The 16,341-nt window shown below is 39.6% G+C and carries 15 protein-coding genes; 4 read left to right on the plus strand and 11 right to left on the minus strand.

Features of this window, described 5'->3' with window-relative positions; translation table 11 throughout:
* Window positions 1–2: 2 nt before the first annotated feature.
* The 4 genes from BXO88_RS06165 to BXO88_RS06180 all read right to left on the minus strand — a co-directional run bounded on the left by BXO88_RS06165 (window position 3) and on the right by BXO88_RS06180 (window position 4,137).
* The gene (locus tag BXO88_RS06165; protein ID WP_078036876.1) at window positions 3–449 is read right to left on the minus strand and encodes an RbsD/FucU family protein; all 447 of its coding nucleotides are present in this window, start codon (window positions 447–449) and stop codon (window positions 3–5) included.
* Window positions 443–1,510, minus strand: a complete 1,068-nt coding sequence (locus BXO88_RS06170; protein WP_078036877.1) for an S-methyl-5-thioribose-1-phosphate isomerase — start codon at window positions 1,508–1,510, stop codon at window positions 443–445. The genes BXO88_RS06165 and BXO88_RS06170 overlap by 7 nt, the downstream gene beginning before the upstream one ends.
* On the minus strand, window positions 1,507–2,718 hold the full coding sequence (gene mtnK, locus BXO88_RS06175; protein WP_078036878.1) for an S-methyl-5-thioribose kinase: 1,212 nt from the start codon (window positions 2,716–2,718) through the stop codon (window positions 1,507–1,509). The genes BXO88_RS06170 and mtnK overlap by 4 nt, the downstream gene beginning before the upstream one ends.
* Window positions 2,719–2,784: 66 nt before the next feature.
* Window positions 2,785–4,137: a Na+/H+ antiporter NhaC family protein gene (locus BXO88_RS06180; protein ID WP_078036879.1), complete on the minus strand. Its 1,353-nt coding sequence runs from the start codon at window positions 4,135–4,137 to the stop codon at window positions 2,785–2,787.
* 278 nt (window positions 4,138–4,415) lie between these two features.
* Here BXO88_RS06180 and BXO88_RS06185 point away from each other — a divergent pair, with 278 nt between their 5' ends.
* The 3 genes from BXO88_RS06185 (at window position 4,416) to BXO88_RS06195 (ending at window position 7,741) form a co-directional block, all read left to right on the plus strand.
* Window positions 4,416–5,204 carry a DeoR/GlpR family DNA-binding transcription regulator gene (locus BXO88_RS06185; protein WP_168171632.1) on the plus strand — a complete coding sequence of 263 codons (789 nt, stop codon included), beginning with the start codon at window positions 4,416–4,418 and terminating at the stop codon, window positions 5,202–5,204.
* Window positions 5,205–5,565: 361 nt separating this feature from the next.
* Window positions 5,566–6,660 (plus strand): glycerol dehydrogenase, encoded by a 1,095-nt coding sequence (locus BXO88_RS06190; RefSeq protein ID WP_078036931.1) that lies wholly within the window; start codon window positions 5,566–5,568, stop codon window positions 6,658–6,660.
* Window positions 6,661–6,967: 307 nt separating this feature from the next.
* Window positions 6,968–7,741 carry an HD domain-containing protein gene (locus tag BXO88_RS06195; RefSeq protein WP_168171633.1) on the plus strand — a complete coding sequence of 258 codons (774 nt, stop codon included), beginning with the start codon at window positions 6,968–6,970 and terminating at the stop codon, window positions 7,739–7,741.
* 63 nt (window positions 7,742–7,804) lie between these two features.
* On the opposite strand, the gene BXO88_RS06200 is transcribed toward BXO88_RS06195, so the two are convergent.
* From BXO88_RS06200 to BXO88_RS06215, 4 genes are all read right to left on the minus strand, one after another.
* Window positions 7,805–9,433, minus strand: coding sequence for an ATP-binding protein (locus BXO88_RS06200; RefSeq protein WP_078036882.1), 1,629 nt, complete (start codon window positions 9,431–9,433; stop codon window positions 7,805–7,807).
* Window positions 9,430–10,149, minus strand: a complete 720-nt coding sequence (locus tag BXO88_RS06205) for a LytR/AlgR family response regulator transcription factor (protein ID WP_078036883.1) — start codon at window positions 10,147–10,149, stop codon at window positions 9,430–9,432. The genes BXO88_RS06200 and BXO88_RS06205 overlap by 4 nt, the downstream gene beginning before the upstream one ends.
* Window positions 10,150–10,318: 169 nt before the next feature.
* Window positions 10,319–11,164: a CPBP family intramembrane glutamic endopeptidase gene (locus BXO88_RS06210; RefSeq protein WP_078036884.1), complete on the minus strand. Its 846-nt coding sequence runs from the start codon at window positions 11,162–11,164 to the stop codon at window positions 10,319–10,321.
* 95 nt (window positions 11,165–11,259) lie between these two features.
* Complete coding sequence (locus tag BXO88_RS06215) at window positions 11,260–11,466, minus strand: hypothetical protein (protein ID WP_078036885.1); 207 nt, start codon at window positions 11,464–11,466, stop codon at window positions 11,260–11,262.
* 437 nt (window positions 11,467–11,903) lie between these two features.
* On the opposite strand from BXO88_RS06215, the gene BXO88_RS06220 reads away from it, so the two are divergent.
* Window positions 11,904–12,386: a DUF2798 domain-containing protein gene (locus BXO88_RS06220; protein ID WP_078036886.1), complete on the plus strand. Its 483-nt coding sequence runs from the start codon at window positions 11,904–11,906 to the stop codon at window positions 12,384–12,386.
* Between the two features lie 103 nt (window positions 12,387–12,489).
* Here the strand turns inward: BXO88_RS06220 and BXO88_RS06225 are convergent, their stop codons facing one another.
* The 3 genes from BXO88_RS06225 to BXO88_RS06235 form a co-directional block, all read right to left on the minus strand.
* The gene (locus BXO88_RS06225) at window positions 12,490–14,187 is read right to left on the minus strand and encodes a methyl-accepting chemotaxis protein (RefSeq protein ID WP_078036887.1); all 1,698 of its coding nucleotides are present in this window, start codon (window positions 14,185–14,187) and stop codon (window positions 12,490–12,492) included.
* A gap of 184 nt (window positions 14,188–14,371) precedes the next feature.
* Complete coding sequence (locus tag BXO88_RS06230; protein ID WP_078036888.1) at window positions 14,372–14,920, minus strand: GNAT family N-acetyltransferase; 549 nt, start codon at window positions 14,918–14,920, stop codon at window positions 14,372–14,374.
* A 297-nt stretch (window positions 14,921–15,217) separates the two neighbouring features.
* Window positions 15,218–16,264 carry an aldo/keto reductase gene (locus tag BXO88_RS06235; protein WP_078036889.1) on the minus strand — a complete coding sequence of 349 codons (1,047 nt, stop codon included), beginning with the start codon at window positions 16,262–16,264 and terminating at the stop codon, window positions 15,218–15,220.
* Between the last annotated feature and the right edge of the window lie 77 nt (window positions 16,265–16,341).

Genomic DNA, 16,341 nt, shown 5'->3' on the forward strand with positions numbered 1-16,341 from the left:
CTTTACCCTTCTTCATTTTCTGTATGCCAAATTCCCTTGCGCAGAATAATGCATCCAAAACTCTTTTCTTCCGATGTTTGAACACAGGCAAAAGCGTTTCGTGATTTTTCATAGAATTCATTTCTTTCAACTGCACAAAATTTCGCCTTAGGTTCAAATTTTTCGATTACTTTTTTAAACTCGCCCCATATCTCCGGAACATAATCAGGATGATCTGTTGATTTCATTAGAATAACTTGCGGTTCAGGTTCATTTACATCCAATGGTAATAATCTCATTATCGCCTCAAGTAATGCTGAGGCAGATACCCCATCCGCTCTAAGGCATCTTTTGCCAACCGAAGTTGACGGAAAGTTACAATCACCCAGTACTATCGTGTCACCATGGCCCATTTCAGCAAGTGTTTTGAGCAAGTCAGGTGATATTTTATTTGATATATTCTTTAGCATTTCTTATCCTCGAAATAACGATGAACTTCTTCCGGTCTATAAGTTCCAATATCTGTTACAATTCCGGTAATGAGTTCAGGCGGCGTTACATCAAAAGCAGGATAGTACCCATGGACTCCATCCATTGTTATTCTCTGTCCAAAAGACTCTAAAACTTGTTGTGGATTTCTTTCTTCTATTTCAACACTACTCATATCAGGATGCGCTAAATCTGGAGTTCCTGTACAATAATAAGGAATACCAAAATACTTAGCCGCCAAAGCAATCTGAAATGTTCCAACTTTATTAACAACATGTCCATCCATAGTGATAACATCAGACGCAGAAGTAAACAAATCTATATGCTTGGCTTTCATTGTGTATGCTGGCATATTATCGGAAATCACGGTAACATCAAATCCCATGTCGCATGCAACACTTGCCGTTAGCCTCGATCCTTGATAATAAGGTCTTGTTTCAGCACAATAGACCTTGACATTTTTGCCCAAACGTTTACATTCTCTAAGCATAGTTCCAACAACCGTACCCGCAAAACATTGGGTCAATATTGTTCCATTATCAGGTATTAAATCTGCAATGTTTTTTCCAATTATCGTGTACCGACGATAATTGTCATTCATATATCCATAAGCATACTGGAACAATTCATCGACCAATTGTTTTCCTATAATCTCTTCTTTAAGCTTATCTTCCGCAACTTTAACTGCTCCATCTACAATACCTTTCATCTGTTCTGACGTTGTAGGACGTGCGTGAGATAAGGTAAATGCAGCATCTTTTAACTTCTGTATAATGATCTGAGGATCAGTCTCATTTCTAAACTCATATGCAGCCAATACCATTCCCATTGCTGCCGCACTATACGGACCCTCACTCTGTGTGACCATATCTTTAATGGCATTAGCTACGTCTACATATGAAAAGCATTCCACAAATTCTGTCTTAACAGGATAGACTCTTCTATCCAGAATTCGGACCATTCCATCCTGATACCATGCAACATTTTCAAATCTTAGCATGAATGCTAGATCTTCATCTTGTCTGTTATGTAATTCAATCATTTCTTAGCGGCCTCTTTAAATACTTCTACTACATCAGTTCCATTTCTGTAATTACTTCTGCTTAATATGAATTGTATGCCAACATTTACCAACAATTCATCTAACTTTATTCGTTTTTCATGATCTTTTACCGATGTGACTTCTATGACTTTTGAATCTCCTACCGTACGCCTGATGATCTCAGTTCCGGCATATCCAATAGTATCTGACATGATGGAATCAATATATGACTTTTTGAATTCTTTACTATAAAGAGGGAACTTCACACATTCATCAAATTTCTTATTGAACTTATATATCAAAAGATCATAAACATCTCTTATAGCATCCTCAATCCATTTTAGAAATTCTGTATTTTCAGGTTCTGTTACAAGCTTATTAGCCCATGCGAAGAATAAATTTCCTATTACATTTCCAGTGTCATAACCAATAGGACCATAAAAAGCAAATTCAGGATCTATTACTTTTAACCCTTTATCATTTATAAAAATAGATCCAGTATGTAGATCCCCATGAATCAAGGCCTGAGCATTATTCATATAATTGTTCCTCAGTTTTCCAACTTCAGCCTTTAAGTGTTCGTTCTGATAAAGATTCTTTATAACAAAATCTTCCTCACCTTCAGTGATTATATTTTGATTTTTATAATTATAATATGGTTCGGTCAAAACAAGATCTTCTGTGATATCGCAACAATCAACATTTGTAAATAACTGAACCTTCTTTTTTTTCTCATGGCGATCCATAACCAAATCTGTTGTTGGAAGCATTGTATCAACCATAAAATCAGTTATTTCATCTGCCAATTTAGGGAATATCTTCCCTTTCATAAGTTCTTTTCTCAGATTTTTATAGTCTGATATATCTTCCATGGTCAATGCACACATTGTTTCGTTATAGTCATAGATCTTTGGAACACTCCCTGGTGCGAGTTCTCCTTCTGTAGCTAAGATCTCTGCCTCAATCTTATTTCGATGTGTGTCAAATGGACGGCCTGAAGAACGAAGTAATGTATCAGCCTGTTTAACTACAATTGATTTACCTGACGCTTTATCCCGGACGACAAAAACATAATTTATGTTTCCATCTCCTATTTCATCGGCCTCCAAAGAGGCGTCGCGTTTAAAATAATTAATATTATCTTTAACATAATCTATTACAGTATCTTTATTCATTAAAAAATGTTTTGAATATTTTGTATTAGTCATATTGCCTCCTTCAATTATTTAGGCTGTAGAGACATTCAGGTTCTCTACAGCCATGACGTTTAATCGTTATGCAATTTTTACCTGACCCTTTTCTGCATGCTCTTTTTTATGAGTAAGCTTACTTGGAAGTCCCAAAATGATAAACAATAATCCAAACCCAAACATTAACCACGAATAGAAAACAAATGGCATAATAGAAATTGGAGCTATTCCGGCTAAACCTCCAGCAACAAGTAATTGACCAGCATATGGTGTGATTCCGTTACCAGCAGACGAAAACAAATCAAGAATTGATGCAGTACGTTCAGGCGCAATATCATACTTTTTAGAAATATCTTTTGCGATTGGTCCACAAGCAATAATTGCCATTGTGTTATTTGTAGTTGCAATATCTACAAGTGTTACAAGAAGCGCAATAGATAGTTCTCCTCCAACTCTTCCTTTGGTATTTCGTCCAATAGTACTGAGCAGCCAATCAATACCACCATAATATTTCATTAGTGCAATAACTCCACCAACAAAAACCGCGATAACGGACATATCTTCCATCCATGTCATTCCTTCATGAATAATATTGAAAGAACCTGCAAATGTGAAGTCTCCATGAATAATGCCTATAGCGGTTCCGACAATAATCGATAATCCCATAGCGGGGATGACATGTATACCTGCCAGTGATAATGCGATAATCATTACATACGGAATAAGATTCACAATATCGAAAGCCCCATCTGTAATAATTGATTCTGCTCTGATTGGTATTAAAGCCAGAACAATTATATTTATAATAACAGCCGGTAAAACCATGAAAACATTTGCCTTGAATTTTGCTCTCATATCGACACCCTGGGTTGTCGTGGCAGCGATTGTTGTGTCAGATATAAATGATAGATTGTCTCCAAACATTGCACCGCCGACAACGATACCGCAGATTAAAGCCACATTAACGCCTGTTTTTGAAGCAATATCAAGGCCGATTGGAAGTAATGCAGATACTGTACCCATCGAAGTTCCCATTGAAAATGATAAAACACATCCAATAAGAAATAACCCGGGCAAAATCATTCTAGTCGGCATAGCTGATAACATTATGTTTGTCACACTGTCCGTAGCATGCATCGCCTTGGCAACTCCGTAAAAAGCGCCAGCAAGCATATAAATAACGACCATAAGTATTAATGTCTTATCTCCGCCGCCCTCACAAAACATATCTACTTTTTCTGAAAAGGTTTTATTGTCACCAGGCTTTTTTAGCATTAAAGATATTACCATTGCAATGAACATTCCGATCAAAAGCGGAAAATTATCAAAGCTTCCGCTCCCTATGCCCATGGTAAAGTAAAGAACTAAAAAGACTAATAAAGGGACAAGTCCTAAAAAACTCCCTTTCTTTTGATTTGTATCATCATTTGAATACATTACGCTCTCCTTTAGACATAAAATGTCAAACTCTTTTTTCTTAGCTAAGATTTATCTTCTATTGTTATAATAGTCAGTTTTTTATCGTTTGTAAACACTAAAATCAACATAAATTTACATTTTATGTCGAAATGTGTTGATTTGTTTGACTGATACGTGCCTTTAGCCCATTCGGCGCGACACCTATTTGTGCAAAATACACATTTTGCTAGTCGGAAAATGTTGATACAGACATTTTTGCCATTGAGTAGTATAATGAAATGAAGAGAGGGTTAGATATGATAAAACTTGAACGTCAAAATTATATTATGGATAAGCTTCTTACAGAAGGAAGTATATTAATTGTTAATCTTTGCAAAGACCTTAATTGTAGCGATCAAACCATTCGAAGAGACCTTCAGGAAATGGAAGAAGCCGGAAAATTGAAGCGAACACATGGAGGGGCTTATCTTATTTCTTCTGAGGATGACAAAGGTGCACCTATTTCTTTACGAGCCCAATTAATACCTGATGAAAAAAGACATATTGGAATTATTGCTGCTCATAATTTCATTCAACCCGATGATATTATAATGATAGACTCTAGTACAACATGTTTAAGTCTGGCTGAAACTATTATCAACATGCATATTCCGGTTACTATAATTACTAATTCGCACAATATAGTTAGTTTGTTTAATAAGAATAACATGACTGCGAAACTTATCGTCATCGGTGGAATCTATAAAGAACGCTCAAGGTCATTTGTTGGACCTACAGCAATAAGCCAAATTCAAGGCTTTTATGCTGACAAGGCTTTTATCAGTTGCAGCGCATTAGATCAGAATTTAGGTATGCTAGATAGCTATATACAGCAAAAATATGTCCGTGAAGCAATGCTGACTCATTCAAAAAAAAGATATCTTTTAGCTGATAATACAAAATTTGATGATGATGGGAATTTTTTAATTCATGATTTTTCAATATTAGACGGGATTATTACTAATTCAAAGCCTTCAGACGATTGGTTAAATATATTTGCAAGCAACAACCTTCAATTCTTATGGAAAGATAACGACGTTTATTAATATAAAAAAGAACCGGCTGAAATCAAACTGATTTCAACCGGTTTTGCACATATCAGGCACTGGCCGCTATGTTTCAGCTCTTCATGGCATCATCCGCCATCGCATCAAACTTATCTTTTCAATGCCCATTTCCTTTAGGTTAGTCACATAGGAAGAGCTATTGGTACCTATCTGTTCCAGTACGCTCGTTAAATGTTTGTCATTTTGTACAATAAAACTATTGTATCCCTTTTTTCACAGGTCTAAAATTTATATATGCATTGTTAAACATTTAACCATTACATCAAAACGGCTGGTCCTTTCCTGATTAAAGGTACCTGACCACCACAAACAGATGACTGTAGGAGGAACAATTATTATGATGGGCAGATTAAGAGCAATGCGCGAACCACTAAAGTACGTTCAGGGGCGAAACGCATTGAACAAGTTTTACGATGAAATGAGCTATATGGGAAAGCGTTGGCTTTTCGTATGCTCCAACAGTGGTTATAAGGCATGTCACGACAAGATCGAGGCAAGCTTTGGTGATCACGACGATTACAGACGTTATGAAATATTCAGCGGTATCTCCAGCAACGGTGAGATAAAGAAAATGGAGGATATCGTCAAGACCGACAACATCGATGTAGTTGTTGCCATAGGTGGCGGAAGTGCTGTTGATACAGCAAAGGCTACAGCTTACTATACAGGAAAGCACATTGTTATAGTTCCTACTGTTGCTGCTACAGATGCTCCATGTACCGGTCTTTCCGTAATCTACAACGATGATCACAGCTTCGACAAGTATCTTTTCTATCCCACAAATCCTGATGCAGTAATGGTAGACTGCAATGTCATCGCCAACGCACCTGTTCATTTCCTTGTGTCCGGAATGGGTGATGCACTGGGAACCTATTTCGAAGGAAGGGCATCTATCCGTACCGAGTCATCAAGTCTGGAAGGTACCGGAATCACGAGAGCCGGTCAGGCACTTGCAAAGCTTTGCTACGAGACATTAAGACAGTATGGAAAACAGGCTATCGAGGCATGTAAGCTCCACGCTGTAACTCCTGCCCTCGAGTATATCATCGAGGCCAATGTCTATCTCTCAGGTGTCGGTGCAGACAATGTAAACTGTGCAGCCGCTCATTCTTTCTATAATGGTGTCACCTCTGTAGGATGTAAGCATGCTGATCACGGTGACTGCGTAGCTTTGGGAACACTGGTACAGCTGGTACTTGAAGGTGCTCCTAAAGAGGAATTCGATGATGTACAGAGCTTCTGCCTTGAGGTAGGTCTTCCTGTAACTCTCGAACAGATCGGCATAACAACTGAAGAACAGGTTCGTACCATCGCGGAGAATGCATGTGTTCCTGGTGAGACCATCCACAATCTGGCAGGTGATGTTCAGCCTTGTGAGATGTTTGATGCCATCATGCAGGCAGATGCCCTCGGAAAACTTGCACTGGCAAGGTGATCCTGGAACATAAATATCAAAAAAATATAAAGTTGGAAAATAATTATCAAGTATAAACCTTACAGAAAGAGCAGTTATCTCCCGATAACTGCTCTTTCTGACTTATTGCATTATCACATACCATATGAGTTTGTGCTCTTTATCATCTCTTCCTTGATGAGAAAGCCGGAACCTGACCGATATCTTTTTTACATGAACTGTGCTAATATCATGATGTTTTTGTATTGATTCTTTAGAATACAGGATGAAAAACAGTTTTCATCACGATTTGTGCCGACATCAAAAGGGCGGCGGAATGGAGAACAAGATGCTTATAAACAGAGAACAGGTACTTTCTGCTTTTGACAGATACACTTCAGCCTATGATGTGTCTGATATAAAGGTAAAGCTTAAGATAGATCACACCTATAGAGTCGCAGAGATCTGTGATAAAATATCCGACTCTCTTCACCTGTCACAGGAGGACCGTGACATAGCATGGCTTTCCGGTATGCTTCATGACATCGGACGCTTCGAACAGCTCAGAAGATATCATACATTCAAGGATAAGATCTCCTGCAACCACGCAGCACTCAGCGCGGATATTCTCTTTGTGGACGGAAATATCCGTATGTTCACTGATGACTCATCAGAAGATGAACTTCTGGAAAAAGTGATACGTCTTCATAACGTTTACATACTTCCGGATTCTCTTAGTGAAAGAGAACTTCTTTTCGTGAACCTTCTGAGAGATGCGGATAAGGTAGACATTATTAAAGTCAACTGCATCACTCCGAGATCAGAAATATACGATATTCCGGAAAATGATTTCAGAGCTTCAACCATATCTCAGGATGTGTATAAAGACATTGTCTCAGAACATAATGTTGACAGAGATCATTCAAAAACTCCTGCTGACTATATCATCGGACATATTGCCTTTGTTTACGGACTGGTCTATAAACAAAGCTTTATAGAAGTTCGTCAGCAGGGATATCTCGACCAGATGCTTGATTTCCGAAGCGATGTTCCTGATACCAAAGAGAAATTCAAAAAGATAAAAGAAACTGTAAACAAATATATAGACAGACATGTAGGATGAAAATAACGGGAATCAGGGACACTGCCCTGATTCCCGTTATTCTTTGTAGGTAAGTACGAAACATCATCCTACTATCATTCTGACCTTAAACCGCTTTTCTTCCGCAACGTACATGATCTCACTGTCAGTCTCTTCCACAAACGCGAGAACACTTCTGGTCCCTATGCCATGTCCATCCTCATCTGAATAGGGATGACCGTCCTCATCAAGCTCTGCCTTCTTTTCGCAGGCATTTACTATCTCCAAAAGAAGCTGTTCCTTATATCTCGCGGTAATGCCTATGAATCTGTCCTGTTCCGGGAGCTTCTCACAGGCGTGAATGGCATTTTCTATCAGATTGCTGACAGCGATAGCCAGCTTCATATCATCCACACCTGGATCCGAAGGAATATTGGTCTTCACATCGACTCTGATATTTTCTCTTTCCGCCACCGAAACATAATGGGTGATGGCGGCATTGACGGTCGTATTCTCACAGTACTTCACCATAGAATGGGGTTCCTGCGAAAGCCGCTCATTCAGACAATTCATGGCTTCATCAGCATTACCCTCCTGAAGAAGAGAAAGAATCAGGGATTCGAAATGTCTCCTGTCGTGTCTCATGGCTCTGTCCTGCTTCATAAGCTCTTCTGTGGTAAGCAATCTGTCCTTCATGGTGCCGGCAGCGATCTGAAGAATTTCAGCATCAGCCTTCAATTTATATTCATTTTTCTTTAACTCCGTGGAATCCACCATGGAATAAAGCTTCCCCAGAATCTCGCCGCCGCCTGAAAGCTCATTCTCTTCCGGTACATAAATTCGATTATGACGATTAATGGTATCCCCATGATCGATGGCATCCTTTATTTCATTCACTGCCTTTTTCGCATCTGTTTTCAACACTGGAAACAGTTTTAAAGCAGGCTCGTTGTAATACTGTACCTTTCCATCATTATCAACAGCTATGACACCTTCTGAGAGCTTGTCTATCATGTAGTCTCTTGCGATGTCTATTACACCTAAGAGATTATACCTGAAGATGGCTATATACATAAATGCCGTGAGTATGACATTACCCATTATGGTCAGATCGAAATATCGTGAAACCGAGAACACTCCTGCTATCTGTGCCATGTAAAATGCAGCCTGAATAAAGATAGCTGCAATTACTGTCCAATGTCTCCATCTGGCAACTCTACCCTTGTGCTTTTTCAACGACTGAATGAGCCATATGAATGCGCACAGGATATAGAAAACCTGCAGCTGCATGAGAAGGTGGTGGGCGATTCCATTATCACGATAGAACACCGGATACTGTCCATCCATCTCGAATCCGATATTTTCGTAGTACAGGCTGTTGAACTCCATAGTCAGTATAGTTATGTATATACCTATATGAATCAGTGAGAGCACCTTTTTCACAAGCTCCGGCAGCCTGATATGACAGAACTCCGCCGTGAACATAAAAAGAGAAAAGGCAAGCCATATACGTCCCGCATATGAGAACTTAAGTGCTGTCCTGAAGGCTTCAAAACTTGTTGCGCTGAACTGAAGTACATATCCCAGACTGTTAATAAGACCAGAAACGCAACTAAAAAGAAGATAAGCGTGAAGCTTGTTCTTCATGCTTCTGAATACTATCCGGCATTCATAGAACAAAGCAAACACGCTTACATATAAAATGATCATCAAAAGTGTATGAATATTTATCATAATCTGTAATCCAGATACCTTTCAGCAACTTCTGCATAGCGGCTCTTAGAGACCGGAACCTCCTCCTTGTTCCGAAGAGTGATGGATGTTTTTGTAAGCTTATCTATGGCCGCTATATTGACAGCGACTGATTCATGACACCTTACAAAATCATCCTGTGAAAGATTATCATCAATATACTCCGAAAAACCTATTCTAAGGGTCGGAGTCTGTACCTCTTCTCCTTTTGAAAGATGATAGGAAACCACGTGATTCCTGTAATCCACATACATTATCTCACGGGTCCTGAGAGTCTTATAACCACCCTTTATCTTCACTGTCAAAGAGGCTTCATCCTCCTCTTTGACTCTTGACATGGCGAGATCAAGGGTCGCAAAAAGCTTATCCTTATCAACCGGCTTCATGATATAGTTTATGGGATTTACATCGAAGGATTCCAATGCATAGGAACTCTCAGATGTGGCGAAAATGATCTGTGCCTCAGGCTGATTCCATCTAAGCTCTCTTGCTGCTTCGATGCCTGTAACCATGGGCATGACTATATCCAGAATGTAGATATGAGGTCTGTACTCTTCACATTCGGTTATTAATGTATCAGGATGATCAAAGGAACGGACTTCAGCTTCGAGGCCTCTGTCCTTTAGATACTCCCGAAGAAAACCGCAGACATTTTCGCGGTCATTTCTATCATCATCACAAACTGCTATGCGAATCATAAAAAGCTATATACCCCCGATTACTCACGATCTTTTTCGTTCAGAAAAGATAAGTTACCTTTTCTATTATATCGCTTTACCTGATATGAAAATACTCTTATATCCCGATTTTTTCTTATCTCAAAGCTTTCCCGACACGATCAAAAAATGTGTCGGGAAACTCAATATCTTATGCATTTGATAATGCCGGCTTACGGCTCGTGACAGTTTTAAAACCACTGAATACTATCGCCAAAATACCGAATATGATCATGGCAGCCAAAGCTTCCGTATTTGTGACATCTCTGTTTAAGACCTTCGGAACAAGCACACTTAAAGAATTATTCATCACATGAACAAGTATGGCAGGAATTACAGAGTCAAACTTATAAGCCAGATATGCAAGCAAGATAGAAATAGGAATGACATATAAACTCTGAAGAGGATTAAGGTGCAGGATCGCAAACAGAATCATCGTCAGGATGATACATCCCCACATTCCAAATGCTTTTTTCGAATACTTAAGTGTAACCCCTCTGAAAGCAAGCTCCTCTGCCACAGGTGCCAAAAGCATGATAGTTATCAACCCGTACGAAGTGTCTGTATCCAGAGCAGTACTCATTATACTATCGAACATATGTAAAGACATCGGCCAAAGAGCTGCCACAGTATGGCTTATAAGAAGTGCAAGTGAGAATATCGATATAGTCGAGCAAATTAAAAATGCCAATGTCTTCGGCCTTGCAACTTTGGATATGCCGGAAATGTATGTTCCATTCTGTTTATCTTTTTTTACATATTCAAAGTAATACCATACTCCGAATGCGATGATACAAAGAACCTCTGATGCACAGAGAATCATCGGTGTCACCTCTTTTATTACATCCTCATAAACGAAATTTTCTCCGTATTTTGTGAAAGCCATGTCCATTGCTCCAATAGTGCCTATTACACCGGCTATGAACTGTACCAAAAGAAACAGTACCAGAATCATCGTCCCAAAGCCAACTGCCTTGAATTTACTTGGTTTTTCCATATTTGTTTGCCTCCTTGTTATTTTCCATAGTCATCAGGTATACATTTTCTCATGTAAATGTAAAAAAGAAAGTTCTTCTTTTTTAATTATTTATGTCACTTCATGATTTTTCTGGGCCACTTACAGATCCCCACCTCCAACGCTCTTTCTTCACTGAGGTGAAAATCCGCATATTTACAGTACCAGCATCCCTTTATGGAGGGAATCGCATCCTCTCTCGGTGTATAAGCCGGACATATATCCTCAGGCCAGACACTTCCCTCTCTCTTTGGCACATCATATTCCTCTGCTTTATGCTCCATATTATACCCTCATATATCCAATGTTCCTGTTTCGAGGAACCCATATAATGCTTTCATAGTCCGGTTGATCAGATACCATTTAACTATAGATATAGATTAAAATAAAAATGAAAAACGGGCTCCTCTTTCACATATTACGTCCTTTTTTACACTGCATTTTTATAAATATGACTTATGAAGTCCGGATCCGTATTCTGAATACGGATTACGTAAAACAGCTGGATCCGATTGATTTTTATATCCAGATGTGAATGATGATTGTTCATGACGGAGAACAATAATTTTACTTACACGAAAAAAATTTTTCTGATATAATCCTGCACTGCTAAGTAAATATCTGAAGATTTCATGGTTTTATTGGAAACGCACATCCTTATAAGATGATAACGAACAACACTGATGTCTTCCCGTTTTTATGAAAGAGAGGAAATCAAATCATGTTACCACAGAATAAATTACAGGATGTATTTTTCACCTGCCTTATGGCTTTTGTTATGGTTTATGCCATGATATGCTACAACATTTCTCTTAATGTCGGCGGTCTGCAGAATTTCGTATTCCTTGCAGCTTTTTCCGAAATGGTCATCATGTGGCCGATAGCGGTCGTGCTTGAACTCCTGTTCGTAGGAAGGCTGGCACAGATACTTGCATTTAGATTCGTCACTCCTGGAAAAGATCCTATGATCATGATGATACTGGCTATTTCATCTATGTCGGTTTGTCTTATGTGCCCGCTTATGAGTCTTGCAGCCACCATACTTTTTAAAGATGCAGGTTCCCAGTTTGTTTCCGTATGGTTCCAGACTACTGCCTTCAACTTCCCTATGGCATTCTGCTGGCAGATCTTCTTTGCAGGTCCTCTGGTAAGAAACATTTTCGGTATGCTTGTTAAAGCTTTTGGTTCCGGAAGAACCAATTAAATCAATTCGAAAAAAGAGACGGCTCTGACAAAAGGGCCGTCTCTTTTTAAATTTCTGTTTAAATTGTTTGTTCTTCCATGGCATCACCAATTGAATAGCAGATTTATACCACTATCTGAGATACCATATTCTTAAGCTCTGTTGCATGATCATTAAGTTCCTGGCTGGATGCAGAGGACTGCTCTGCTGTCGCACTGTTCTCCTGAACGACCTGAGCAATCTGTTCGAGGCCGGTGGTTATCTCTGCTATGGAGACAGCTTCACGCTGCATCTCGTTTGCTATATTCGCAACCAGTTCCTTGGACTTCTCAGAGCCCTCCTTAACTTCATTGAGGCTCTCGGCTGATGTAGTAATCAGCTTCGAACCATTCCTGATAGCTGTGATGGTGTCTTCAATAAGAGCCGATGTCTCTGATGCTGCAGATGCCGACTTTCCTGCAAGGTTTCTAACCTCGTCAGCAACAACCGCGAAGCCCTTTCCTGCAGTTCCGGCTCTCGCCGCCTCTACTGCCGCATTGAGTGCCAGAATGTTGGTCTGGAATGCGATATCATCGATGGTCTTGATGATGTTCTCTATCTGTGCGGACTTATTGGCGATTTCGTCCATAGCTTCCTTTACACGACCCATCTGCTCATTCTCAGCTGAAATTCTCTCAGCAACATTTGCCGAGAACTGCTCTACATCGTTAGCTGATTTAGCATTAGCCTTTACCTTATCTCTGATATCCTGAACTGTAGCGGATAACTCTTCAAGAGTAGAAGCCTGCTCTGTTGAACCCTGTGACAGAGACATCGCACCGTTTGCAATATGACTTGATCCTGTTTCTACCTGCTCTGCGACCTCATTCATTCTACCGAAAATATCATTTAAATTACTATGTATATCTCTATACGCTGTGATGATCTTTGAGTAATCACCTACATACTGTTCCTTGCATTGAGACTTGGCAGCAAAGTTCCCCTTTGCCATCTCCGTAAGCTTATAACATACATCCTGTATAACCTGTGAGGTCTGATCAGACATGTGCTTTACCGCCCTGACCATGGAACCTATCTCATCTTTACCGAATCCTGATACATCTATATCAAAATCAAAGGAACCATTCTCAAGATGCTGCATCGCACCGACAACAACATTGACACCTGAAACGATGCTCTTTGAAAGAAGTGAAAAGATAACCGTTGTTGCTATGACGATGATGACAAATGTCACAGGAATGACGATCATGACAGTATTACTCATTTTTTTTGACTGAGCGATCATATTCGCCGCATCTTCTTCACATTGAACACCTATGGCATCAAGGGTATTCATAAGCTGCATATGTATAGCAGAATCTTTCGTACTGAAATTCTCGTCATAATACAGTTCAGACGCATTAAGATCACCGCGTTCAATGATGTCTAAAAGTTCATATGCCTTTGTCGAATATGTAGAGAACATAGTCTGAAGATTTGTTTTCAGAGCCTCATCTTCTGAATTATTACATATGGTATCCAGATTTTTCTGTATTGATGCAAAACGCGACTTGAAATTTTTCCTCTGATCCTCAACCGAATTGCCCTCGATATCACTCTGATAAAGAGCCGACAGGAAGCGCTTTGAAATTCCGTTCAGATCCTTTCTGATGACACACTCGGCATAGGTATTCTCATACTCTACAGCTCCGAAATGATTCATCATGTTGCTCAGCTGATAGAAAGAGGATAATGCCACTAACATCATCACTGCGATCAGGATAGTTATACCTAGCTGTGTAATATTAAATCTGGTTCTGATACTTAAATCTTTAGTCTTCATCTCTTTTTCCTCTCATAATAATAAGACCTAACATAGATGCTCTACAATTCAACATATCGGCTAAACCATGTATAAACATTATTAAGAGAGTATAAAAAGACTGATTATTTTCTCAACCTTCTACATTTATTCCTGAATTCTGCTAAAAACTCCTTACATCAAAGTGATGCAAGGAGCTTTTACTTCAAAAAGACACAAGACTATTCAGCATAAATCTGTAGACTTCCTTTGTTTTATCATCAGTATCATCTGTACACTTATATTCAAGCTCCCTGCATCTCCAGCTTTCGCCAAGTATTTTATAAACTTTCATTTCATCTGTTTTCACTTCCCGGAATCCGGCTGCCCTGTAGCAGAAGAAAGCCTGTTCGTTATTTTCAAATACTCCTAGAGTCACTTTCCTTGCACCGAATATTTCCTTTGCATACTTTAATCCCAAAAGAAGCATCCTTTTTCCGTAACTCTGTCCGCGGAGCTCAGGGTTAACTATCACAAAACCGAATCTCAATTCATCAAAGGAATTCCCCGGTCTTCTCATAGTGAAAAATCCTACGATCTCCTCATCCTCTATGGCCGTGAAAGCCATTAGTTCTCTGACCGAGCCGAACTGTTCTGTTGTAATAGGATATGAACCAAGTATACCGGCAGTCCATTTGTAAAATGTTTCTTCATCTTTGACCCACGAAAGAACGGTTTCTGAATCCTTTGCTACATACGGTCTCAATCTCAACATCTTCACTACTCCTTTTCAATTTTCACTCACGTGATAATATACTGAAAAAGCAAAAAACAGACCGCCGCTACACAGCAAACGGTCTGTTTTACACTGTATTGATGATCAAAAGACTAAAAACCAAAACACTAAGTTATGATCAGCACAAGTCCACCCACTGTGAACTTACGGATCTTTGAATTGTAGCCCGTCTTTGCTTCACCGCTGTTTGTATCGAAATAGAACCAATAAACATGATCCTCGTCCTGACTGTCTACTACAGGAATCTAATTCCAATGTCAACATTGAATTAATTGTTTATACATGTCTTCTCGGATCCAGCTTACCCATGACAGAGCCAGCGATTTCGTCGATCTCTCTTAATTCTTCATCAGTGAAAACAGTGTTCTCAACTGCGCTTATGTTCTCAATGATCTGAGACGGCTTTGAAGCACCGATCAGAACAGAAGTGATCTCCTGATCCTTCAGATCCCATGCAAGTGCCATCTGCGGCAATGTCTGCCCTCTGCGCTTGGCAATATCCGCAAGCTTCTGAATAGCTTCAAGCTTCTCAGGATTAATGTCTGAAGCATGAAGGAATCTTCCATCCCTTGCAACTCTCGAATCATCAGGAATTCCATGAAGATATTTTTCAGAAAGCATTCCCTGTGCAAGAGGTGAGAAACATATGATTCCCATACCGGACTCACCGGCATACTTCTTGAGACCATTCTCTTCTATGGTTCTGTCCAGAATAGAATATCTGTTCTGGTTGATGATCAAAGGCAAATGAATCTCTTTCGCGATCTTCATAGCTTCCGCGGCACGCTCTCCATTGTAATTTGAGATTCCCACGTAAAGTGCCTTACCGGAGCGTACTATCTGATCCAGTGCCAAAATGGTCTCTTCGATAGGTGTCTCAGGATCCATACGGTGATGATAGAAAATGTCTACATAATCGAGCCCCATCCTCATAAGTGACTGGTCAAGTGATGCGATGAGATATTTTCTTGAGCCCCAATCGCCGTAAGGTCCATCCCACATGGTATACCCTGCCTTCGTGGAAACGATGATCTCATCCCTGTAAGCTCTCATATTTTTTGCAAAAATATGACCGAAATTTTCTTCTGCAGTACCATTTGCAGGACCATAATTGTTTGCCAGATCAAAATGTGTGATACCATGATCAAAAGCTGTGAAAAGCAGCTGTTTCATATTATCGACATTATCCTTGGATCCAAAATTATGCCAGAGTCCCAAAGATACCTTAGGAAGCTTGAGACCGGATCTGCCAACTCTCTTATAGAAATCAGCCGCGTTGTCATATCTTCCTTCTGCCGCCTTATATTCATCCGTGATATACATTATATTATCTCCTTCTTTCCCTTTAATTCCCCGAAACAAATCAACGCCCGGATTCTCCATTCTTGAATCCAGGCGAA

The organism is Oribacterium sp. C9, from assembly GCF_002007235.1.
In the GTDB taxonomy this organism is placed as follows: domain Bacteria; phylum Bacillota; class Clostridia; order Lachnospirales; family Lachnospiraceae; genus Oribacterium.